Here is a 22,276-nt window from a genome sequence, read left to right on the forward strand (position 1 = left end):
AATTTTTAAGATTTCTATACTTGATTTTTTACCTCTATTAGAATATATTTAATAAAGATGTCAAAGATAATGTTCAAAAATAGTAATACAAGGAAAATTTCCTTTATTTATAGGAGTGGATGTAATGGAAGAAGTTATTTTAACTGTGACAGGCGTATTTCAGATCAGTGTCTTTGCAATAATGATGTATTATTTTATATTAGCTTTTTTTGGATTAAGAAGAAAAGTTGAAAAGAAAAATTATACACCTACAAAAAAGTTTGCAATGATCGTTGCAGCTCATAATGAGGAAGTTGTTATTGGAAAGTTAATAGAAAGTATGCTGAATCAGGATTACCCGAGAGAGCTTTTTGATGTTTTTGTTATTGCAGATAATTGTGATGATAACACTGCAAAGATAGCAAGAAAATATGGAGTCTATGTTTACGAAAGATTTAACAAAGAACAAAAGGGTAAAGGCTATGCATTAGAATGGATGTTTGATAAAATATTCAAAATGCAAAAGAAATATGATGCAGTTGCAGTATTTGATGCTGATAATTTAGTGTCAAAAAATTGGTGTAAAGAAATAAATTCAAAAATGTTAGAAGGTTATAAAGTAGTACAAGGCTATATTGATAGCAAAAACCCTAATGATTCATGGATTGCTACTTCTTACTCAATAGCTTTTTGGACACAAAATAGAATGTATCAATTAGCAAGAGCAAATGTTGGATTATCAAATCAAATTGGTGGAACAGGATTTGCTATAGACACAGATATTTTAAAGAAATTTGGTTGGGGAGCTACATGCTTAACTGAAGACTTAGAGTTTAGTTGTAAATTAGTTTTAAATGGTGAAAAAGTAGGTTGGGCTCATGATGCAATAATTTACGATGAAAAACCATTAACATTAAAACAATCATGGGTACAAAGAAGAAGATGGATGCAAGGATTTACAGATGTAGCATCTAGATATTTTATTAAACTTATTAAAAAAGGCATCAAAGAAAGAAAGTGGTTTGTTTTAGATTGTGCTTTATATGTTATACAACCTTTCTTTACTTTAATGATTGGTATATCAGCAGTATTGAGCTTTATTCAAGGCATGAGCCCAGAAGGACTTAATATCTTTTTAATTAGTTATTTAACAGGAGATATTTTCTTTAAGGTTATTGGTATTATGCAATTTTTAATTACTCCTTTAATTATGAGATTAGATAAAAAGATATCACCTGGACTTTTTGTAATGCTTATATTCTATTCTTTAAGCGTATTTATATTACCTATATTTGCTACAAAGGCGGAAAATTATGCAACAGTTTTATTAATAGATATAGTTTATAATTTAGCATTCTTATTAGCGACAGCATTATTCTTAGGTAAAAAGAAGCTTGTTTTATTCTTTAGATTCTTATTATATTCATTATATACATTAACATGGATACCAATTACAATAGAAGGTATAATAAGAAAGAATAATAAGGAATGGAATCCAACTAAGCATGTTAGAAATATAGAAATTTGTGATGTTCAGTAATTAAAAGAGCTGTTATAAAACTAATTATATGGTTTTATAACAGCTCTTTACATATGTAAAGAAAATTATAAATATAGTTAGTTCTTATTTTTTTTGCGAACGTTTGTTTGACTTTTTTGGTATAAAGATTTATATTTTTATTTGTAAGTTAATTATGATAAAATTAAAAAGATTATATAAGTTGCATAAGGGCTTAATATTTTAATAAAATATATAAGTAATTAGCAGTATATAAATAAAGTAAATATTTTATTGACTTATAAAAAATAAGTAATATATATGATTTCAACTTAGCTATTTTACTTAATAAGTATATTAATTGTTTAATATACTCTAGATGTAATTGTGTAGATTGTTAATTGAAACATATATATTGAATATGGATGGTTAAACTAATTAAAAGATCTTGGTTTGACATATTAATAGTGATTTTGGAGGTTTGTATGAGCGAAGATTTGATGAAAGGATATGATGTTACTGATTTAACTTCCTTAGAAAAGCTAGAGCCAGTTAGGATAAGACCAGGGATGTACATAGGATCTACAGGAACAAAGGGACTACATCATTGCGTTTGGGAAGTTTTGGACAATTCCATAGATGAAATATCTAATGGGTATGGAGATAAAGCGACAATTATTATAAATAGAGATAAAAGTATTACAGTAATTGATAATGGAAGAGGTATTCCAACAGGTATTCATCCAACTAAAAAGAAATCAGGAGTAGAGATGGTTTTTACAGAACTACATACTGGGGGAAAGTTTAATAATAAAAACTATAAAACTTCTGGAGGATTACATGGTGTAGGAGCTGCTGTAGTAAATGCTTTATCATCATGGTTAGAGGTCGAAGTACATCAAAATGGGAATATATATAAGCAAAGATTTGAATATGCTTATGATAAAGAGTTAAAGAGAGATATGCCTGGTACACCTGTAACAAAGCTTGAGGTAATTGGAAAAACTAAGAATACAGGAACTAAAGTCACTTTTATGCCAGACAAGGAAATTTTCTCAAGTGTTGATTTTAAAGTTGACGTAATAGATGAAAGGTTACAGGAATTAGCATTTCAAAATAAAGGAATGCATCTAGAGTTAATAGATTTAAGAAAAGAAGAAGAATTTAGAAAAGAATATTATTCTGAAAGAGGACTTTTAGATTTTATAGAATATTTAAATGAAAGTAAAACTACACTTCATCAAGTTCCTATTTATTTTGAAGGAGAAAGAGTAGTTAATAATATACAAATGTTTGGAGAACTTTGTATTCAATTTACAGATTCATCGACAGAAAATATAGCAAGTTATGTTAATAATATTCCTACTACAGAAGCCGGAACGCATGAAACAGGATTTAAAACAGGAATGACTAGAGCTTTTAAAGAAGGTGCTAAGAAGCTTGGACTTGTTAAGGAGAAGGATAAGGATTTTGAAGGTGACGATTTAAGAGAAGGTATGACCGCCATAGTAAGGATTAAAATAACTAATCCGATGTTCGAAGGTCAAACAAAGACTAAATTAGGTAGCACTGAAGCATATACTATGATGAATGATCTAGCATATACTAAGTTCAGTGAATGGATAGAAGATAATAAAGAAGTTGCAACTATGCTTATAAATAATGCGCTTCAAGCAGCTCAAAGAAGAGAGAAAATAAAAAAAATAAATGAAGCTGAAAAGAAAAAGGTAGGAAAAGGAGCTGCACCGCTTGCAGGAAAAGTAGCTGTGTGTACTTTAAAAGATAATACAGTAAATGAATTTATAGTAGTTGAGGGAGATTCAGCTGGTGGTTCTGCAAAACAAGCAAGAGATAGAAGATTCCAAACTATAATGCCTTCAAAAGGTAAGATAATGAATACAGAAAAGCAAAAACTAGAAAATGTTTTAGCTTCAGAAGAATTAAAGATATTTAATACAGCCTTAGGAACAGGTACTTTAGATAATTATAAAGAAGAAGACTTAAAGTATGACAAAATAATAATAATGAGTGATGCTGATGTAGATGGATATCATATAAGAACATTATGGATGACATACATATACAGATATATGAGGCCTTTAATTGCAAATGGTCATTTATATTTAGCACAACCACCACTATATAAAGTATATAAAAATGTTAAAGGAAAAGAAATTCACAAATATGCTTATAGTGATGAGGAACTTGAAAATGTAAAGAAAGAAATTGGTAAAGGTGCACTTATACAAAGATATAAAGGGCTTGGTGAAATGAATCCAGAGCAGTTATGGCAAACTACATTAAATCCAGAAACAAGAACTTTACTTCAAGTAACTATTGAAGATGCTGCTAAAGCTGAAAAAATGGTTTCTTTACTTATGGGTGATATAGTTGAACCAAGAAAAACTTATATGTATAAATATGGAGAATTTTAATTATAGGATGGAGAAAAAATATGGCGAAGAAAGTTAATGATATACCAAGGGATAATAATATAATTAGAGTCCCTTTAGAAGAGGCAATGCCTGATAACTATTTGCCCTATGCTATTGAAGTTGCAAAGGATAGAGCACTGCCTGATGTTAGGGACGGATTAAAACCAGTTCATAGAAGAATATTATATGGAGCGTATCAGCTAAAAGCATTCCCAGACAGACCATATTACAAGTCTGCAAGAATAGTTGGAGATATCTTAGGTAAATATCATCCGCATGGAGATACATCTGTTTATGATGCTATGGTTATAATGGCTCAAAACTTTTCAACTAGAGAAACACTTATAGATGGTCATGGTAACTGGGGCTCTATGGATGGAGATGGGGCAGCAGCTATGAGATATACAGAAGCAAGACTTGCACCAATTGCTATGGAGATGCTTAGAGATATAGATAAAGACACTGTTGATATGGTTCCAAACTATTCAGATAGTGAAATAGAACCTAAAGTTCTTCCAAGTAGATATCCTAATCTTTTAGTTAATGGTACTTTTGGAATTGCAGTAGGACTTGCGACGAATATTCCTCCTCATAATTTAGGAGAAGTTACAGATGGAGTATTGGCATATATAGATAATTCAGAGATAACAACTAAAGAACTTATGAGTTATATAAAGGGACCAGACTTACCTACTGGTGGAATATTAATAGGACAAAATTCTATTCTGGCAGCTTATGAAACTGGAGAAGGTAAGGTAACATTAAGAGCTAAAACTAACATAGAAAGACTTGAAAATGGAAGAGTTGGAATAGTAATAACTGAATTCCCTTTTAGAAGAAATAAAGCAAAACTTCTTCAAACTATATCTGAAATGACTGGAGATAAAAGACATGCTAAAGCTTTAGAGTCTATAGTTGATATAAGAGATGAGTCAGATAGAAGCGGGGTAAGAGCTGTTATAGAATTAAGAAAAGCAGCTGACGAAGATGTAGCAGATAAAGTTTTAAAATATTTATTTAAAAGAACTGATCTTCAATGTAACTTAAGTTTTAATATGGTAGCCCTTGCAGATGGAAAGCCTCAAACGATGGGTATAAAAACTATAATAAAGCATTATGTTAACCATCAAAAGGAGATAGTTACAAGAAGAACTATAAAAGAATTAGCTATTGCTGAAAAAAGATTTCATATAGTTGAAGGATTTATTAAGGCTATAGATGTTCTAGATGAAATAATTAAAACAATAAGAGAATCCAAATCTAAGAAAGATGCAGGAGTAAATCTTATAAGTAAATTTGGATTTACAGAAATACAAGCAGAAGCAATCTTAGAATTGATGTTATATAGATTAACCGGACTTGAAATAAAAGTATTCCAAAAAGAATATGCTGAGTTGGAAAAGACTATAAAGAAACTTAAGAAGATATTATCAGATGAAAAAGAGCTTCTTAGAGTAGTAAAAAATGAGCTAAGCGAAGTAGCTGATAAATATAGAAATCCTAGAAAGACGTCTATTATAAAGGATGACAATGAAGCTAAAATAGATGTAGAAGAGCTTATAGTTGTAGAAGATGTTATGGTTACACTTTCTAAGGATGGATTTATAAAAAGAATACCTTTAAAAACATTCAATAGACTTAGTGCGAAAGCAGAAGACATTGAGTATAGAGAAGGGGATGAATTAAAGTTCTTATTTAAATCTAACACAACAGAAAGTATCCTTTTATTTACTAATAAAGGAAATATGTATCAAACTAAGGGTATAAACGTCCCAGAAGGTAAATGGAAAGAAAAAGGTGAAAGAGTAGACAATATAATAAAAACTTTAAATCTTGAAGAAGAAAGTATTGTATTTGTAACTTCAGTAACTTCATTTATACCAAGCAAGTATGTTCAATTTATAACATCGAGAGGTGGAATTAAGAAAAGTTCATTAGATAAGTTCCAAACTAGCTATACAAAATTACAAGCTATAAAACTTAAGGATTTTGAAGAAGTTATAGATGTAGTAATACTAAATGAAGATGAAGCTAAAGAATTTATAAGCTTTGAAACAAAAGAAGGACTATCATTTAGCTTGCAAATTCCTAAAATAGAAGATTTACCTAGAAATATACTTCCAAGCGTAATGTTTAATTTATCAAATAAAGATGAAATTACAAAGGTAGAATATAGTGAGTTTATGGAGTTTTTCAGCTTTTCAATAGGTATAACTTCTAAAGGAACTATAAAAGGATTTAATAGTATTAAGAAAAATGACAATTTAAAAGTAAGTACGGATTCCTTAAGTACTATACTAATGTTTACAAATAAGGGGAAAGTATTTAAAATACCATCATTCCTATTATCAGGAGTAAATAAAGGAGAAATTCCACTAGATAAGATTGTAGATAATATAGAAAAAGATGAAAAAGTAATAAAAGTATTTTCTTTGAAAACTTTTGAAGATAACAAATTTATTTACTTCTTTACAAGAAGAGGAATGGTTAAAAAGACTGTTTTAACAGAATTTGATGGTAACTATTCAGCACAAATAACATATAAGTTTAAGTATGATAATGATGAGCTAATATCAGTTGAATTATATGATGAGTGTCAAGTTGAAATGCTTATTATAACTAAAAAAGCCATGGGAATAAAATTCTCTTCTGAAAATGTAAATACAATGGGAAAAGTTGCTTCAGGAGTTACGGGAATAAGTTTAAAAGAAAATGATGAAGTAATTTATGGTGCTTTAATTGGCTCACAAAGTAGAGATATTACAAGTGAAATTGCATTAACCTCTACGGATAAAATAACTTTAATTTCTAAAAATAAAGAAAAAAAGGAAGTTGAACTAGAAGATATAAAGCTTCAAAATAGAGCTGGTAAAGGAAGTAGTATAATGATTATATCTCTAGAGGATGAAATAAAAGAAATTATATAATTATGGAGGAGATTGTAGAATGAAAGTAGCAATTTTATTAGCAAATGGCTTTGAAACTTTAGAAGCTTTAACTGTTGTTGACATTTTAAGAAGAGCAGAAGTAGAATGTCATACTTTCGCATTAGAAGGTGAAGATGTAAAAACATCTCATAATATAATAGTAAAAGCTGATAAAAATATAATGGATGAAGAAATAAAAGATTATGATTTTTTAGTTTTACCAGGAGGTATGCCAGGAGCTAAAAATTTAAAAGATAGTGAAAGAGTTATAGAGTTAGTAAAAGAATTCAATGATAAAAATAAATGGATTTGTGCAATTTGTGCAGGACCTATAGCTTTAGGTAAAGCTGGAATAACAGAAGGCAAAGATATGACATGTTATCCTGGTTTTGAAGATCAAATAAGTAATAGTAACTATAAGGAAGATTTAGTAGTTGTAGATGGAAAAATGATAACAGGCAAAGGTCCAGCAGCAGCAATTCCTTTTGCTTTTGAAATATTATCAAATATTTCAGAAGATAAGGCAGATTCTATTAAGAAGGGTATGTTATTTAAATAGTTTTGTCTTAGGAGGAAAAATGAAGGAAAATTGGATATTAGTAAATAAAAAAGAGAGCTTTTTAAGGCTCTCTAATTCTATAAATGAAAATCCATTAGTATTGAGACTTCTTGCAAATAGGGGTATAGATACTTTTGAGGCAGCTAACAGATTTTTAAATGGAACAATAAATGATTTCTATGATGGATATTTAATGGCTGATATGAAAAAGGGAATAAGCATTATAAAAAATGCTATTTTAAATAATAAAAAAATAATTATTTATGGAGACTATGATTGCGATGGAGTAATTAGTACTACTATATTTTACAAAGCATTAAAAAATGTTGGAGCAAATTATAGTTATTATATTCCAAATAGAGAAGATGAAGGCTATGGAATGCATAGTGGAAGAATAAAAAAGTTAAAAGAAGAAGGATATGAAGTGATTTTAACTTGTGATAATGGTATATCTGCATTTGAGCAAGTAGATTTAGCTAAAGACCTTGGTATGGAAATAGTAATTACTGATCATCATGACATACCAATTAGAGAAAATGATAAAGGTGAGCTAAAAGAAACTATACCTAGTGCCGATGCTGTAATAAATCCAAAGAGAAGTGACTGCAACTATCCATTTAAAAAACTTTGTGGAGCTGGTGTGGCATTAAAATTCTCTAAGTGTTTATATGATGAATTTAAAATAGACGAAGAAAAGTTTTTAGATTTAATACAGTTTGCAGCTATTGCAACAGTTTGTGATGTTGTGGATTTAGTTGATGAAAATAGAATTATAGTTAAAAAAGGATTAGAATTATTAAATGATACGAAAAACTTTGGAATAAAAGAATTAAGAAAAGCAACTGGATTAGGCGATAAAAAAATTGAAGAATATCATTTAGGATTTGTAATAGGTCCATGTATAAATGCTACAGGACGATTGGAAACTGCAGATTTATCAGTGGAATTACTAATAACAGAAGATACTAATAAGGCTAAAGCTTTAGCGAATCAATTAAGTGAATTGAATACAATAAGACAAGAATTAACTAAAGAAAGTTCTGAAAAAGTAATTGAAAAAATAGAAAATGAAAAAAAGAAAGAAGAAAAGGTAATAGTTGTATATGAGGATACTATACACGAAAGTATTGCGGGAATAGTAGCAGGTAGAGTAAAAGAAAGATATAACATGCCTTGTATAGTCTTAACTAAAGGTAAAGAAATGCCTAAAGGATCTGCAAGATCAATAGAAGGCTATAATATATTTGAAGAACTTAGTAAATGTAGTGAACTTATAGAAAAGTTCGGTGGACATCCAATGGCGGCAGGATTATCTATTAAAGAAGAAAATATAATTCCGTTACGAAATAAGTTGAATACTATATGTAATCTATCAGATGAGGATATAATTCCTACTGTTAAGATAGATTCGCCGCTTGGATTAAATTACTTAAATGAAGAGTTAATAAATGTTATTGAAAGTTTAAGGCCATTTGGAAAAGGTAATTCTAGTCCTTTATTTGCTGTTAAAAATGTTAATATAGAAAGATTATGGCTACTTGGAAAAGAAAAGAATTTCTTAAAGTTAAGATTTAAATTTGAGTCTAATGGAAGATTTTTATATATAGATGGAGTGAGTTTTGATAAATTTGAAACTTTTAAAGAAGAAGTAATAAATAAATATGGAGAAGAAGAATTTATTAGAGCTTGTGACAGTAGTTATATAAATATAAAATCAGATGTGATTTATTATCCTAATATTAATGAGTTTAATGGTAAAAGAAACATACAACTTATGATAAAAAATATAAGAATAAACTGACGAGGAGTTACCTTAATATGATATAAATCACTTTAAGGTAACTCCTTAAGCTTATTGGTTTTTAATGATTTAACACATGAAAACTATTTTATTCCATTTTCATATTGTTCTACCATTCTTTTAACCATTTCTCCTCCGACGCTTCCGCATTGTTTTGAAGATAAATCTCCATTGTAATCAGAGAATGGTACTCCCATTTCGTTAGCCACTTCATTCTTGAATTTAGCTAATCCTTGTTTAGCTTCTGGTATTAAACTTCTGTTACTTGCCATGATTCTTACACCTCCTTCTCTCTTTTGTAATTATAGCTTGTGTATATTTTTAAAAAAATATTATATGTAACTTCAGGGAATTGGACATAATAGTGGAAGAGATAATTTTTTTAGAATAACTTAAATAACATTTAAATTGTATTGAATAATATGATATTATTTAATAAGTAAAAAATAATTAAAAATTAACAACTAGAATTTAATGATTTATGAAACAATTCAGCTTAGTTGAATTATAAAAAAGTTAGACTCCAGAGGAGTTTAGCCTATAATTATCCATTATCAATTATTAATTGTTAATTAAATTAGTGGGGTGTTTAAATGAGTAAATATAAAATAATAATGACTGGAGGAGGAACAGCAGGTCATGTTACTCCTAATTTAGCATTAGTGCCAAGGCTAAAAGAAGAAGGTTTTGATATAAAATACATAGGAAGTAAAGATGGAATAGAAAAAGAAATAATAAAAGATGCTAATATACCTTATTATGAAATATCATCAGGAAAGCTTAGAAGATATTTTGATATTAAAAATTTCACAGACCCTTTTAAAGTTATGAAAGGTGTTATAGAAGCAAATAAAATAATTAGAAAAGAAAAACCAGATATAATATTTTCTAAGGGGGGATTTGTTGCTGTTCCGGTTGTAATAGCAGCTTCTATGAAGAAAATTCCAGTTGTATCGCATGAATCAGATTTAACTCCAGGCTTAGCTAATAAGCTATCAGCGCCATTTTGTTCAAAGCTATGTGTTACATTTAGAGAAAGTCTAAATTATATAAAGGATGGAAAAGGTGTTTTAACTGGAACCCCAATACGAAAGGAAATATTGAGTGGTAGTGCAATTAAAGGAAAACAGATATGTGGGTTTAATGATAATAAGGAAATTTTACTTATTATTGGAGGTAGCTTAGGTGCTAAAAGTATTAATGAGGAAGTAAGAAAAAATATTAAAAAGTTATTAGAAAGCTTTAATATTATTCATATATGCGGAAAAGGAAACTTAGATAAAGAACTAAGTAATTTAAAGGGATATGTGCAATATGAGTATGTTAAAGATGAACTTCCACATTTATTAAAATCAGCTAATTATATAATATCTAGAGCAGGTGCCAACGTTATATTCGAATTACTAGCATTAAACAAACCTACTCTTTTAATTCCATTATCTAAAAAGATAAGTAGAGGGGACCAAATATTAAACGCTAAATCTTTTGAGAAGGAAGGATATTCAGTAGTCCTTGATGAAGATGAAATGATGGAGAATAAAGGAATGCTACTTACAAAAATTAATGAGTTGAAAGAAAAAAGCAGTGTTTTGGTAAGAAATATGAAAAAAAGTGGGATAACGAATGGTGTAGATGCGATTTTAGAAGTAATTATTCAAAGTATGGAGTTAAATAAGTAAAATAGGATTTTTTTAATTTGAAAAGGATATATTGAAGTAATATGGCTTGTATAAAACTTGCAAAAAAAAAATAGTGTTATATAATAAAATAGTGAGTAAAAAAATAGGTAATATATATCCAACAAAGTGACTTAATTTAGTCAAAGGATGAGGTGATGTAATTATGAAAAAAATTTCTATTATCTATTGGAGTAACGGGGGAAACGTAGAAGTTCTTGCAAATTCAATTGCAGAAGGTGCTAAATGTGCTAATGCAGATGTAAATATAAAATATGTTTATGATGCAACAATTGAAGATGTAACAGAAGCTGATGCAATTGCTTTCGGAAGCCCATCAATGGATAATAATAGAATTGAACAACATGAAATGGAACCATTTATCAATCAATTCAAATTGTTACCAAACAAACAAAAGAAAGTTGTATTATTTGGATCATATGGATGGGATGATGGAAAATTCATGGTTGACTGGGTTCAACGTATGAATGATTACGACTTTAATGTTGTAGGACACATCGCCGTTAAGGAATCACCAAGTGAAGAGGAATTGCTAAAAGCAAAAGAACTTGGTGAGAAATTAACTAAATAAATTCTTTGAGGGGGTAAAGACTCAGGGAAGTACCTTAGGGGTTAGGTACGGAGACGTAATTAAGCGGTTGAATCTTTTCTTACCAATAATTTATTTCAATTGAATACAGTGTTAAATTTCTGTATTTAGCGTATTTATAAAATTTTATATATAAGGAAGAGAGGTCAAACACGATGAGAAAAATGAAAACTATGGATGGTAATACGGCTGCGGCTCATATATCATATGCGTTCACAGAAGTAGCTGCTATCTTCCCAATTACACCATCATCACCAATGGCTGAGCACGTTGATGAATGGGTAGCACAAGGAAGAAAGAACATATTTGGACAACCTGTTAAGGTTATGGAAATGCAATCAGAAGCAGGAGCAGCTGGTGCAGTTCACGGATCTTTACAAGCTGGTGCATTAACAACAACATATACTGCATCACAAGGGTTATTATTAATGATCCCAAATATGTACAAGATTGCAGGGGAAATGCTTCCAACAGTATTCCATGTATCAGCAAGAGCTTTAGCAACTTCTTCATTAAGTATATTTGGAGACCATCAAGACGTTATGGCTGCAAGACAAACTGGTTTTGCAATGCTTGCAGAAGGATCAGTTCAAGAAGTTATGGATTTAGCTCCAGTAGCTCACTTAACTTCTATCAAAACTAGAATACCATTTATGAACTTCTTTGATGGATTCAGAACTTCACACGAAATTCAAAAAATAGAAGTTTTAGAATATGATGAATTAGCTAAATTAGTTGATTATGATGCTTTAGATGCTTTTAGAAGAAGAGCTTTAAATCCAAATCACCCAGTAACTAGAGGTACTGCACAAAACCCTGATATATACTTCCAAACTAGAGAATCAGTAAATAGATTCTATGAAGATATTCCAGAAGTTGTAGAAAGCTACATGGCTGAAATAACTAAGTTAACAGGAAGAGAATATCACTGCTTCGATTATTATGGAGCTCCAGATGCAGACAGAATAATTGTTACAATGGGTTCATCAACTGACGTTGCTGAAGAAACTGTAGATTACTTAAATGCAAAAGGAGAAAAAGTTGGGGTTGTTAAGGTAAGACTTTACAGACCATTCTCTATAGAAAAATTATTAAAGGTAATACCAGCTACAGTTAAGTCTATAGCTGTTCTAGATAGAACTAAAGAACCAGGTTCAATTGGAGAACCATTATACTTAGACGTTAAGAGTGCATTCTATGGAAGAGAAAATGCTCCAGTTATAGTTGGAGGTAGATATGGATTAGGTTCAAAAGATCCAAACCCATCACATATAGCTGCTGTATATGCTAACTTAGCATCAGAAAATCCAAAAGATGGATTTACAATTGGTATTGTTGATGACGTAACTAATACTTCATTAGAAGAAATTGGTGACATCGATGCTACTCCAGAAGGAACTAAAGCATGTAAATTCTGGGGATTAGGATCAGACGGTACAGTTGGTGCTAATAAGAGTGCTATTAAAATCATTGGAGACCATACAGACATGTATGCTCAAGGATATTTCTCATATGACTCAAAGAAATCTGGTGGTATAACAGTATCACACTTAAGATTTGGTAAGAAACAAATCAAATCACCATATTTAGTTGACAAAGCTGATTTCGTAGCATGTCATAACCAAGCTTACGTTTATAAATATGACGTATTAGAAGGCTTAAAGAAAAATGGTAAATTCTTATTAAACACAATCTGGAGCCCAGAAGAAGTTAATGAAAAATTACCTGCATCAATGAAGAGATATATAGCAGAAAACAACATTGATTTATATACTTTAAATGCTGTTAAGATAGCACAAGAAATTGGTCTTGGTGGAAGAATTAACATGATAATGCAAGCTGCATTCTTTAAGATTGCTAACATCATTCCAGTTGAAGATGCTGTTAAATACTTAAAAGACGCTGTAGTTAAGTCATACGGTAAAAAAGGTGAAAAAGTTGTTAACATGAACTATGCTGCTATAGATAAAGGTGTTGAATCTATAGTTAAGATAGAAGTTCCAGCAGATTGGAAAGATGCTGTTGAAGAAGTTAAGGAAGAAAGAAATGACGTTCCTGCTTTCATCAAGAATATAGTTGAACCAATCAATGCTCAAAAAGGATTTGACCTTCCAGTTTCAGCATTTGATGGAATGGAAGATGGTACATTCATGGCTGGTACTGCTGCATATGAAAAGAGAGGTATAGCTATCAATGTTCCAGAATGGCAACAAGATAAATGTATCCAATGTAACCAATGTGCATATGTATGTCCACATGCTGTTATAAGACCATTCTTATTAAATGAAAATGAAAAAGAAAATGCACCAGAATCATTAAAGATTGTTCCTGCAAAGGCATTAAAGACAGAAGAGCCAACATTCTATACAATTGGAGTTACTCCATTAGATTGTACAGGCTGTGGAAACTGTGCTCAAGTTTGTCCAGCACCTGGTAAGGCATTAATAATGAAACCAATGGATACTCAAGAAGATCAAATCGAAGCTTGGGATTATGCAGTTAAAGAAGTTGCACCTAAGAAGAACCCAATGAACAAGAATACAGTTAAGGGTAGCCAATTTGAACAACCATTATTTGAGTTCTCAGGAGCTTGTGCTGGTTGTGGAGAAACTCCATATGCTAAGCTTGTAACTCAATTATTCGGTGATAGAATGATGATAGCTAATGCTACTGGATGTTCATCAATTTGGGGTGGATCAGTTCCAGCAACTCCATACACAGTAAATAATGAAGGACATGGTCCAGCTTGGGCTAACTCATTATTCGAAGATAATGCTGAATTTGGATTAGGTATGTTCTTAGGAGTTAAGGCTATAAGAGAAAGAATAGCTGATAACATGAAGAAGGCTCTAGAAATAGAAACTTCAGAAGATGTTAAAGCAGTACTTCAAGACTGGTTAGATCATATGAACAGTGGAGAAGGAACTAGAGATAGAGCTGATAGAGTTCTTGCTACTTTAGCAAATGTTGATGCTGACTATGCAAGAGAAATCTTAAAAGATAAGGAATTCCTAGTTAAGAGATCTCAATGGATATTCGGAGGAGACGGATGGGCATATGACATCGGATACGGTGGATTAGACCATGTTCTTGCTTCAGGAGAAGACGTAAATGTTCTTGTATTTGATACAGAAATATACTCAAATACTGGTGGACAATCTTCTAAATCAACTCCAACTGCTGCAATAGCTAAGTTTGCTGCATCAGGAAAGAGAACTAAGAAGAAAGACCTAGGAATGATGGCTATGACATATGGATATGTATATGTAGCTCAAATTTCTATGGGAGCTGACAAGAACCAAACTCTTAAAGCAATAGCAGAAGCTGAAGCTTATGATGGTCCATCATTAATCATTGCTTATGCTCCATGTATAAGCCATGGTATTAAGAGTGGTATGGCTAACAGCCAAGATGAAGCTAAAAAAGCTGTTGAATGCGGATATTGGGGATTATATAGATATAATCCAAGCTTAATTGGAACTAAGAATCCATTCTCATTAGATTCTAAGGAACCAAAGGCTGATTTCAGAGAATTCTTAATGGGTGAAGTAAGATATGCATCACTTGCTAAGGCATTCCCAGAAGCTGCTGAAGCTTTATTTGAAAAGACAGAAAAGGATGCTAAGGAAAGATTAGCAAACTACAAGAGATTAGCAGAACAACAATAATTTTTATAGATGAGGGGCTATAAAGCTCCTCATTTTTTCTTTAATAATATAAAATATAAAAAAAATTAATATTTTTCTTTTAATTTTTACTAATTAAGGGTAGAATTAAATAGAATCATAATCTATTGAAGGAGGATTATTTTAATGGATAACGAAAAGAAATGTGGATGCCACGAAGAAGAAATGGAATGTGGATGTGGTCACGATCACGATCATGAACATCATGAAGGATGCGGATGTGGAGAAGACCATCATGAACACTTTGTTGTAGACTTAGAAGATGATAATGGAAATGTTATATCATGTCCAATTATAGATGCCTTCGAATTTGAAGAAAATGAGTATATTTTAGCTCAAGATCCAAATGAAGATTCAGTTTACTTATTTAGATCAAATGAAGATGGAGAATTAATAATTCCAGAAGAAGAAGAATTTGATAGAGTATCAAAGTTCTATAGTGAAGATTTAGCTGAGTAATAAATAAAAGAAGTGCCAATTTTGGCACTTCTTTTATTTATGTTTACTTTTTAATTGTCATTTTATATTAATAATGATATATTTTTAATATATACTTAAGAAATAAGGTGTTAAAATGAACTATGCAGATTTACATATTCATTCAAGTTATTCAGATGGTAGTATGACACCAGAAGAAATTGTGGATAAAGCAAAAAGTCTAGGTGTGAAAAGTATTTCTATTACAGATCATGATTCGATAGCTTCGCAATATATAGTAGAAAATAAATCCGATGATATAAATATAATATCTGGAATAGAATTAAGCACTGAATATGATGATTTAGAAATTCATATATTAGGATATTTTATTGATATAAAAAATAAAAATTTAAATGAAACAGTAAATAGATTAAATAAAGCTAGAATAGAAAGAATAGAAGAAATTCTTTTTAAATTAAGAAAGAATGATATCCATTTAACTTTAGATGAGCTTGCTATTGATTTAGATTCTACAGTGATAGGAAGAAGTCATGTTGCTAATGCTATGGTGAAAAAAGGATATTTTGATAGTTATAAAGCTGCTTTTACTAACTTTTTAGTTAAAGGAAAGCCTGCATATGTTAAAGGTTTTAAGCTTAATTATAAAGATGCTATACAAGTTATAAATAGCTCGGGAGGAGTTGCAGTTTTGGCTCACCCAGGTCAGATATATAAAGGATTAGCTATAGAAAATATAATTAAAGATTTTAAGTTTTATGGTTTAAGAGGTGTAGAAGTATATCACCCTAGTCATAGTAGAGAACAAACCAATAATTTTTATAATTTATGTAAAAAACATAAATTATTTATAACTGGTGGAAGTGATTATCATGGTAAAGAATGTTATAATGAAAATTTAATAGGAAGCTATGGGATAAATGAAGCTTTACTAAAAAAATTAATAAATTTTAAAAAGTAAATTGGGGGGTATCAAAATGGATTTATCTAAAAAAGCAATGGGAATTAATCCATCAATAACACTAGAAATTACAGCAAAGGCAAAAGAGTTAAAAGAATCAGGGGTGGATGTAGTAAGCTTTGGGGCAGGAGAGCCAGATTTTAATACTCCAGAAAATATAATAGAAGCTGCTATAAAAGCCATGAGAGATGGAAAGACGAAATATACGCCTACAAGTGGTATTTTAGATTTAAGGAAAGCTATTTGTAATAAATTAAAAAAAGATAATGAATTAAATTATGATGCAGATCAGATAGTGGTATCTACAGGAGCTAAGCAAAGTTTGGCAAATACTTTTTTAGCTATATTGAATGAAGGGGATGAAGTGATAATACCAACTCCTTATTGGGTAAGTTATCCAGAACTTGTGAAATTAGCTGGTGGGATTCCTTTATTTATAAATACTACTAAGGAAAATGATTACAAATATACAGTTGATGAGCTTAGAAAATCAATTACAAATAGAACAAAAGCAATATTAGTAAATAGTCCCAATAATCCAACTGGTAGTATATATACAAAGGAAGAATTAACTGAAATTGCAGAATTAGCTAAGGAATATGATTTAATAATAATATCAGATGAAATATATGAAAAGCTGATATACGATAATGCAAATCATATTAGCATAGCAGCTATATCAAAAGATTCTTATGAAAGAACGATAGTAATTAATGGATTATCAAAAGCATATGCAATGACAGGGTGGAGAGTAGGATATTCTGCATCTAGTAAGAAAATTGCTAAGTTAATGAGTAGTGTTCAAAGTCATGTTACGTCAAATGTAAACTCTATATCTCAGTATACTGCAATTGAAGCTTTAAATGGACCACAAGATAGCATAAAAATAATGATAAAAGAATTTGAAAAAAGAAGAAATTATATGATTGATAGAATTAATAAAATTGATGGGTTATCAATTATAAGACCTAAGGGTGCTTTTTATATAATGGTATGTGTAGAGAGGTATTTTGGTAAAAAAATTAATGATAAGATGATTAATTCATCTCTAGATTTTTCAAAAAGTTTATTAAATGAAGAAAATGTTGCAGTAATACCAGGAATTGCTTTTGGATTAGATAATTATATTAGATTATCTTATGCAACATCTATGGAAATAATAGAAGAAGGATTAAATAGATTAGATAAATATTTGCAAAAATTAGTTTGATAGATTAAAAAATATAAATATTACTACAGTGATCCTGTGGTAATATTTTTTTTATAGAATAATAATAAAGTTAATATTATTTTATATTTAAGTCAATTCAGTTACTAATTTGTTTAATTATAGCAAATTATAGTATATAATTAATAATGAATTAGCTTAGGAGGAATGATAATGGATAAATTAGCAATATTTGATGTAGACTATACTATAACTAAAAAAGAAACTTTAATGCAATTATATAAATATGTTATTAAAAAAGATATAAGAAATATTAAATTTCTTCCAAGAGCTTTATATAGTGGAGTTATGTATTCTATAAAGGTTTATGATGAAAAGAGAGTAAAGGAGAGTTTCCTTAAATTTATAGATGGTATAGATGAAAATGATTTAGCTATATTAGTGAAAGGTTTTTATAGAGATGTTTTAGAGAATATATTATATAAAGATGCTATAAAAATGATGAAAGATTTAAAAAGTCAAGGATATAAGGTATATTTAATATCTGCATCTCCAGAATTTTATTTAAAAGAATTTTACGCTATAAAAGAAGTAGATATGGTGATAGGAACAAAATTTACTATAGATAGTGGTAAGTTTATAAGAAAAATGGAAGGTGAAAACTGTAAGGGGGAGGAAAAAGTAAGAAGGCTTAAAGAAGTACTAGCAAAAGAAAATATCAAAGTTGATTTTAAAAATTCCTATATGTTTTCAGATTCCTTATCAGATAAACCATTATTAGATTTAGTTGGAAATGGTTATTTAATAAATTATAAAAAGAAAAATAATTTTGAAGTATTAAAATGGAAATAAGAGGAGGAGTTACTTATGGAAGCTATTTTAAAATATTATTTAGAAGATGGACATTTAGAAGAGATAAACAATTATACAAGTGATTCAACAGAAAAAAACAGAATCATATATGAAGTTATACGAGTTATAGATAGAGTTCCATTATTCTACGAAGATCATATTAAGAGATTGGAATCATCTTTTAGGCTTATGGGAAAAACATTTTCTTATAAATATGATAAAATAAAAGATTATCTTATAAGGTTAATTGAAGCAAATAATGTAGAGTGTGGAAATATTAAACTTACATTTGATATACAAAGTGATACTATGAAAGTCTTTAGTATTAAGCATAGTTATCCAACCGAAGATATGTATAAAAATGGAGTGGAGACTATACTTTATCATGGAGAAAGAACAAATCCTAATGCTAAGGTAATTGATAGTAATTTTAGACAAAAAGTAAATGATGAAATTAAGAAAGCAAATGTTTTCGAAGCAATACTTGTAAATTCAAATGGATTTATAACAGAAGGAAGTAAGTCAAATATATTTATGATTAAACAAGATACATTATACACTTCTCCATTAGATGATGTTTTACCAGGGGTGACAAGAGGTAGAATTATATCATTAGCTAAAAGCTTAGGTATAAGTTTTGAAGAAAGAAAAATAAATTTTGATCAATTGGAAAGTATTGATGCAATGTTTATATCTGGAACATCACCTAAAATATTACCGATTTCTAAAGTTGATAAAATTAATTTTAATATTGAAAATAAAAAAATGCAAAAATTAATTAAAAGTTTTGATGAAGAGATAAAAATATATGTTAATCAATTTAGATAAAATAAGAGTTTTTTGTATTTTTAAAAGATTTATGTCTATTCAAAAATATTTTAAATTATGGTATTATTAAACTGGTAAATTTATTACCATATATATGCAATGGGGGCTTGGGTATGGAAGAAAATTATAATAAGGTCAATAACATTGATGGAACTGTCTATGTTAAAGATAGAAAAATAGTAATTAGAAATCCAGTTGGAAATGGGAAATATGCAACCATTTTGCCGCCTATAAATGGAGAGTTATATATAAATGGAGAAAAGGTAACCAAGCAATCTATTATAAAAGCGGTAGACATTATAGACTTTAAAGGGTTAAAAGAAAAAGCACAACGTCTTATTGATATAAGATTTAATGATGATAAAACAGAAGCGTATATTTCAATTACATATAATAAGGAATTAGTTTATTATTTGAAAGATTCAAAGGAAAGTAATATCTTATCATTAGATGTAGATGTTGAAGAAGGAATAGATGCACCTATAATAACAGAATCTGAGCTGTTTACTTTATTAAAAGATAAGGGTATATCTTATGGTATAGATAATGAAATTATAAAATATATTGTGTCTAATAGAGAAATTGAAAATAAATTAATAGCACAAGGAATAAAGGAAAAACTTCCTATTGAAGACAAAATAAACGTGTTTTTTAATTCAAATAATAAATTAGAAATAGATGAAAATACAGAAAAAATAGATTATAGGGAGTTTAATTCTATAACAAGTGTTAAAGCTAACGAAGTTTTAGCCGAGATTATAAAGGGAGAGAATGGTGTTGATGGAAAAAATGTTTTTTCACAACGAATACCAGGAAAGGCTAAAAAGAAAAGTAATTTTTCAGCGGGACAAGGATGTAAGATAAAAGATAATTTAATAATTTCAACTATTTCTGGAAAGCCATATTTTAGTAAGAATACTATAGGAGTTGAGCCTATATATGTATTAAATGATGATGTTACAATTTTAAGTGGAAATATTAAATTTCCATCAAGTGTGCAAATAAATGGCAAGGTTACTGAAGGAATGAAAGTTACTGCAGGAGGTAGCCTTGCTATAAAAAATGGAGTATTTGGTGGATTTATTGATGCAAAAGATACATCTGAAATTACTGGAAATATAGTTAACTCTAAAGTTGAAGTTGGAGGAACCAATTTAATTAAAGAAAAGAGAGTTAAAGCATTAAAAGAAATTAAGAATGATTTAGAATCTTTATTAAAAAACTCTATATATCTAAAAGATAATAATTTGATTAAGAGCAATATAACAGATGGAATGATAATTAAATCGCTAATTGAAACTAAATATAAAAATATCCCTAAAACATGCATCAAAATAATTTCAAATGCCATGCAAGATAATTGCTATAACTCTATTGTTGTAGAATTGGCTAAATCAAAACTTATGGGCGCTGGTCCTAGCACTATAAAGGATATTAATGAAATAGAGAATATAATTTATCAAGTTGCTAAGGAATTAGAAGATTTGGAAAAGGATGTTATAACAACATCAGACTTAACAATTGAGTATGCACAAGAATCTGAGATAAGTGTTACAGGAGATATAAATATAATAGGAAAAGGTTTATTTACTAGCCAATTAAATTCATCTGGTAATATTAATTTTTGTCTTAAGTCTTCTGTCTGTAGAGGAGGTCACTTAAAATCAGGAAAATTAATTAAGGCTTCAATAGTAGGAAGTGATTCAGGAGTATTTACGAAATTAGAAGTAGATAAAGATGGAGAAATAAATGTAGATGTTGCATATCATAACACTATTTTTATTATAGGAAATAAAAAATATATCTTAGAAAAGCCGTCTAAAAATGTACATGCATATATAGATAAAGATGGCAGTTTAATTGTGGATAAATTACTTCTATAGGAGGAAAAGAAAAGGGAATGAAGGAGATAAAAATTTTAGTTTTTAAATTAGGTAATGAATTCTATGCTACTGATATAATGGAAGTAGAGAGAATTTTAGGGTATGAGGAACCAACTATTTTGCCTGATTCACCAAGTTTTTTGGATGGTGTTATTAACTATGAAAATGGAGTTTTACCTATTATAAATCTTGCAAATAAATTCAAATTAAAATTAGAAAATAGTTTAGATAAAAAAATAATAGTTGTAAAAAGAAATACAGGGAAATTTGGAATATCAGTAGATAGTGTTAGTGAAGTTCTTAGTATATTTGATGAGGAAATAAATAATCCAGAAAGTCTTTCAACTTTAATTTCAAAGAAATATATAAAAGGATTAATAAAGAAAAACAACAACATAATCATAATGTTAGATTTAGAAAAAATACTAACAGTAGAAGAAGAAGAGAGTATTTTTCAGGGGTGACAAAATTGGAAGAAAAAAAAGAGGTTAGAGTTGGAATAGCCGATGGAGCTATTGTATCTGCCCCAGATAAACTAATAACGATGGGACTTGGATCATGTGTTGGAATAGCCTTATATGATAAAGAAAAGAAAATTGCAGGACTTGTTCACATAATGTTACCAGATAGCACACAATTCAAGAATATATTAAATCCTTTTAAATATGCAGATTTGGGAATTCAAAATTTACTAGAAAAAATGCTATCTCTTGGGTGTAGAAAAGATAATATTGTAGCCAAAATTGCAGGGGGAGCATCAATGTTTAACTTCCCAGATAAGAAAATTATTAGTGATGTAGGAAAAAGAAATAGTACTGCTGTAATTGAATCTATAAGAAATTTATCTATTCCAATAATAGGAGAAGATATAGGAGGAAACAAAGGAAGAACTATGATTTTAGAGAGTGAAGATGGTGCAGTTATAATTAAGAGTATTGGAAATAGTCTAAGAAGACTATAGGAGGTGCATGCACT

Annotated in this window: 17 protein-coding genes; 16 read left to right on the forward strand and 1 reads right to left on the reverse strand. The window is 29.3% G+C overall.

Translation table 11 applies throughout. From position 1 onward, the window contains the following. Nucleotides 1–124 precede the first annotated feature (124 nt). The 5 genes from I2E83_RS07385 (at nt 125) to recJ (ending at nt 9,199) form a co-directional block, all read left to right on the forward strand. Nucleotides 125–1,519 carry a glycosyltransferase family 2 protein gene (locus I2E83_RS07385; protein WP_195264868.1) on the forward strand — a complete coding sequence of 465 codons (1,395 nt, stop codon included), beginning with the start codon at nt 125–127 and terminating at the stop codon, nt 1,517–1,519. A 443-nt stretch (nt 1,520–1,962) separates the two neighbouring features. Continuing rightward, the gene (locus tag I2E83_RS07390) at nt 1,963–3,912 is read left to right on the forward strand and encodes a DNA topoisomerase IV subunit B (RefSeq protein ID WP_195264866.1); all 1,950 of its coding nucleotides are present in this window, start codon (nt 1,963–1,965) and stop codon (nt 3,910–3,912) included. Between the two features lie 20 nt (nt 3,913–3,932). After that, nucleotides 3,933–6,839 (forward strand): DNA topoisomerase IV subunit A, encoded by a 2,907-nt coding sequence (locus I2E83_RS07395; RefSeq protein ID WP_195429324.1) that lies wholly within the window; start codon nt 3,933–3,935, stop codon nt 6,837–6,839. A 19-nt stretch (nt 6,840–6,858) separates the two neighbouring features. Beyond that, nucleotides 6,859–7,398 carry a DJ-1 family glyoxalase III gene (locus tag I2E83_RS07400; RefSeq protein ID WP_195264861.1) on the forward strand — a complete coding sequence of 180 codons (540 nt, stop codon included), beginning with the start codon at nt 6,859–6,861 and terminating at the stop codon, nt 7,396–7,398. A gap of 19 nt (nt 7,399–7,417) precedes the next feature. Next, nucleotides 7,418–9,199 carry a single-stranded-DNA-specific exonuclease RecJ gene (gene recJ / locus I2E83_RS07405; RefSeq protein WP_195429326.1) on the forward strand — a complete coding sequence of 594 codons (1,782 nt, stop codon included), beginning with the start codon at nt 7,418–7,420 and terminating at the stop codon, nt 9,197–9,199. A gap of 83 nt (nt 9,200–9,282) precedes the next feature. Here the strand turns inward: recJ and I2E83_RS07410 are convergent, their stop codons facing one another. After that, nucleotides 9,283–9,471 carry an alpha/beta-type small acid-soluble spore protein gene (locus I2E83_RS07410; RefSeq protein WP_195264857.1) on the reverse strand — a complete coding sequence of 63 codons (189 nt, stop codon included), beginning with the start codon at nt 9,469–9,471 and terminating at the stop codon, nt 9,283–9,285. 321 nt (nt 9,472–9,792) lie between these two features. Here I2E83_RS07410 and I2E83_RS07415 point away from each other — a divergent pair, with 321 nt between their 5' ends. The 11 genes from I2E83_RS07415 (at nt 9,793) to I2E83_RS07465 (ending at nt 22,262) form a co-directional block, all read left to right on the forward strand. After that, on the forward strand, nt 9,793–10,878 hold the full coding sequence (locus I2E83_RS07415) for an undecaprenyldiphospho-muramoylpentapeptide beta-N-acetylglucosaminyltransferase (protein ID WP_195264855.1): 1,086 nt from the start codon (nt 9,793–9,795) through the stop codon (nt 10,876–10,878). Nucleotides 10,879–11,041: 163 nt separating this feature from the next. Further along, nucleotides 11,042–11,467 (forward strand): flavodoxin, encoded by a 426-nt coding sequence (locus I2E83_RS07420; RefSeq protein ID WP_195264853.1) that lies wholly within the window; start codon nt 11,042–11,044, stop codon nt 11,465–11,467. Between the two features lie 173 nt (nt 11,468–11,640). After that, entirely contained in the window at nt 11,641–15,153 is a 3,513-nt protein-coding gene (nifJ, locus tag I2E83_RS07425) for a pyruvate:ferredoxin (flavodoxin) oxidoreductase (protein ID WP_195264851.1), read from the forward strand. A gap of 144 nt (nt 15,154–15,297) precedes the next feature. Next, nucleotides 15,298–15,630: a DUF1292 domain-containing protein gene (locus tag I2E83_RS07430; RefSeq protein WP_195264850.1), complete on the forward strand. Its 333-nt coding sequence runs from the start codon at nt 15,298–15,300 to the stop codon at nt 15,628–15,630. Between the two features lie 115 nt (nt 15,631–15,745). Then, nucleotides 15,746–16,570: a PHP domain-containing protein gene (locus I2E83_RS07435; protein WP_195264848.1), complete on the forward strand. Its 825-nt coding sequence runs from the start codon at nt 15,746–15,748 to the stop codon at nt 16,568–16,570. A gap of 16 nt (nt 16,571–16,586) precedes the next feature. After that, a complete protein-coding gene (locus tag I2E83_RS07440) occupies nt 16,587–17,780 on the forward strand; it encodes a pyridoxal phosphate-dependent aminotransferase (RefSeq protein ID WP_195429328.1) in 1,194 nt (397 codons plus the stop codon). A gap of 171 nt (nt 17,781–17,951) precedes the next feature. After that, on the forward strand, nt 17,952–18,590 hold the full coding sequence (locus tag I2E83_RS07445) for an HAD-IB family hydrolase (protein ID WP_195264844.1): 639 nt from the start codon (nt 17,952–17,954) through the stop codon (nt 18,588–18,590). Between the two features lie 15 nt (nt 18,591–18,605). Beyond that, the gene (locus I2E83_RS07450; RefSeq protein WP_195264842.1) at nt 18,606–19,418 is read left to right on the forward strand and encodes an aminotransferase class IV; all 813 of its coding nucleotides are present in this window, start codon (nt 18,606–18,608) and stop codon (nt 19,416–19,418) included. 113 nt (nt 19,419–19,531) lie between these two features. Beyond that, the gene (locus I2E83_RS07455) at nt 19,532–21,301 is read left to right on the forward strand and encodes a flagellar assembly protein A (RefSeq protein ID WP_195264840.1); all 1,770 of its coding nucleotides are present in this window, start codon (nt 19,532–19,534) and stop codon (nt 21,299–21,301) included. A gap of 17 nt (nt 21,302–21,318) precedes the next feature. Next, nucleotides 21,319–21,765: a chemotaxis protein CheW gene (locus tag I2E83_RS07460; protein WP_195264838.1), complete on the forward strand. Its 447-nt coding sequence runs from the start codon at nt 21,319–21,321 to the stop codon at nt 21,763–21,765. Next, nucleotides 21,762–22,262: a chemotaxis protein CheD gene (locus tag I2E83_RS07465; RefSeq protein ID WP_195264836.1), complete on the forward strand. Its 501-nt coding sequence runs from the start codon at nt 21,762–21,764 to the stop codon at nt 22,260–22,262. The genes I2E83_RS07460 and I2E83_RS07465 overlap by 4 nt, the downstream gene beginning before the upstream one ends. Nucleotides 22,263–22,276 lie beyond the last annotated feature (14 nt).

Origin of the sequence: Clostridium sp. D46t1_190503_E9 (assembly GCF_015555225.1) — a bacterium.
Lineage (GTDB): Bacteria > Bacillota > Clostridia > Clostridiales > Clostridiaceae > Clostridium.

Excerpts from the sequence above, each read along its gene's own strand:
- I2E83_RS07435 (WP_195264848.1), top strand. The coding sequence starts at position 15,746 with ATGAACTATGCAGATTTACATATTCATTCAAGTTATTCAGATGGTAGT.
- I2E83_RS07455 (WP_195264840.1), top strand. The coding sequence starts at position 19,532 with ATGGAAGAAAATTATAATAAGGTCAATAACATTGATGGAACTGTCTAT.
- I2E83_RS07420 (WP_195264853.1), top strand. The coding sequence starts at position 11,042 with ATGAAAAAAATTTCTATTATCTATTGGAGTAACGGGGGAAACGTAGAA.
- I2E83_RS07440 (WP_195429328.1), top strand. The coding sequence starts at position 16,587 with ATGGATTTATCTAAAAAAGCAATGGGAATTAATCCATCAATAACACTA.
- I2E83_RS07410 (WP_195264857.1), bottom strand. The coding sequence starts at position 9,471 with ATGGCAAGTAACAGAAGTTTAATACCAGAAGCTAAACAAGGATTAGCT.
- I2E83_RS07460 (WP_195264838.1), top strand. The coding sequence starts at position 21,319 with ATGAAGGAGATAAAAATTTTAGTTTTTAAATTAGGTAATGAATTCTAT.
- I2E83_RS07390 (WP_195264866.1), top strand. The coding sequence starts at position 1,963 with ATGAGCGAAGATTTGATGAAAGGATATGATGTTACTGATTTAACTTCC.
- I2E83_RS07445 (WP_195264844.1), top strand. The coding sequence starts at position 17,952 with ATGGATAAATTAGCAATATTTGATGTAGACTATACTATAACTAAAAAA.
- I2E83_RS07415 (WP_195264855.1), top strand. The coding sequence starts at position 9,793 with ATGAGTAAATATAAAATAATAATGACTGGAGGAGGAACAGCAGGTCAT.
- I2E83_RS07385 (WP_195264868.1), top strand. The coding sequence starts at position 125 with ATGGAAGAAGTTATTTTAACTGTGACAGGCGTATTTCAGATCAGTGTC.
- I2E83_RS07450 (WP_195264842.1), top strand. The coding sequence starts at position 18,606 with ATGGAAGCTATTTTAAAATATTATTTAGAAGATGGACATTTAGAAGAG.
- recJ (WP_195429326.1), top strand. The coding sequence starts at position 7,418 with ATGAAGGAAAATTGGATATTAGTAAATAAAAAAGAGAGCTTTTTAAGG.
- I2E83_RS07430 (WP_195264850.1), top strand. The coding sequence starts at position 15,298 with ATGGATAACGAAAAGAAATGTGGATGCCACGAAGAAGAAATGGAATGT.
- nifJ (WP_195264851.1), top strand. The coding sequence starts at position 11,641 with ATGAGAAAAATGAAAACTATGGATGGTAATACGGCTGCGGCTCATATA.
- I2E83_RS07400 (WP_195264861.1), top strand. The coding sequence starts at position 6,859 with ATGAAAGTAGCAATTTTATTAGCAAATGGCTTTGAAACTTTAGAAGCT.
- I2E83_RS07395 (WP_195429324.1), top strand. The coding sequence starts at position 3,933 with ATGGCGAAGAAAGTTAATGATATACCAAGGGATAATAATATAATTAGA.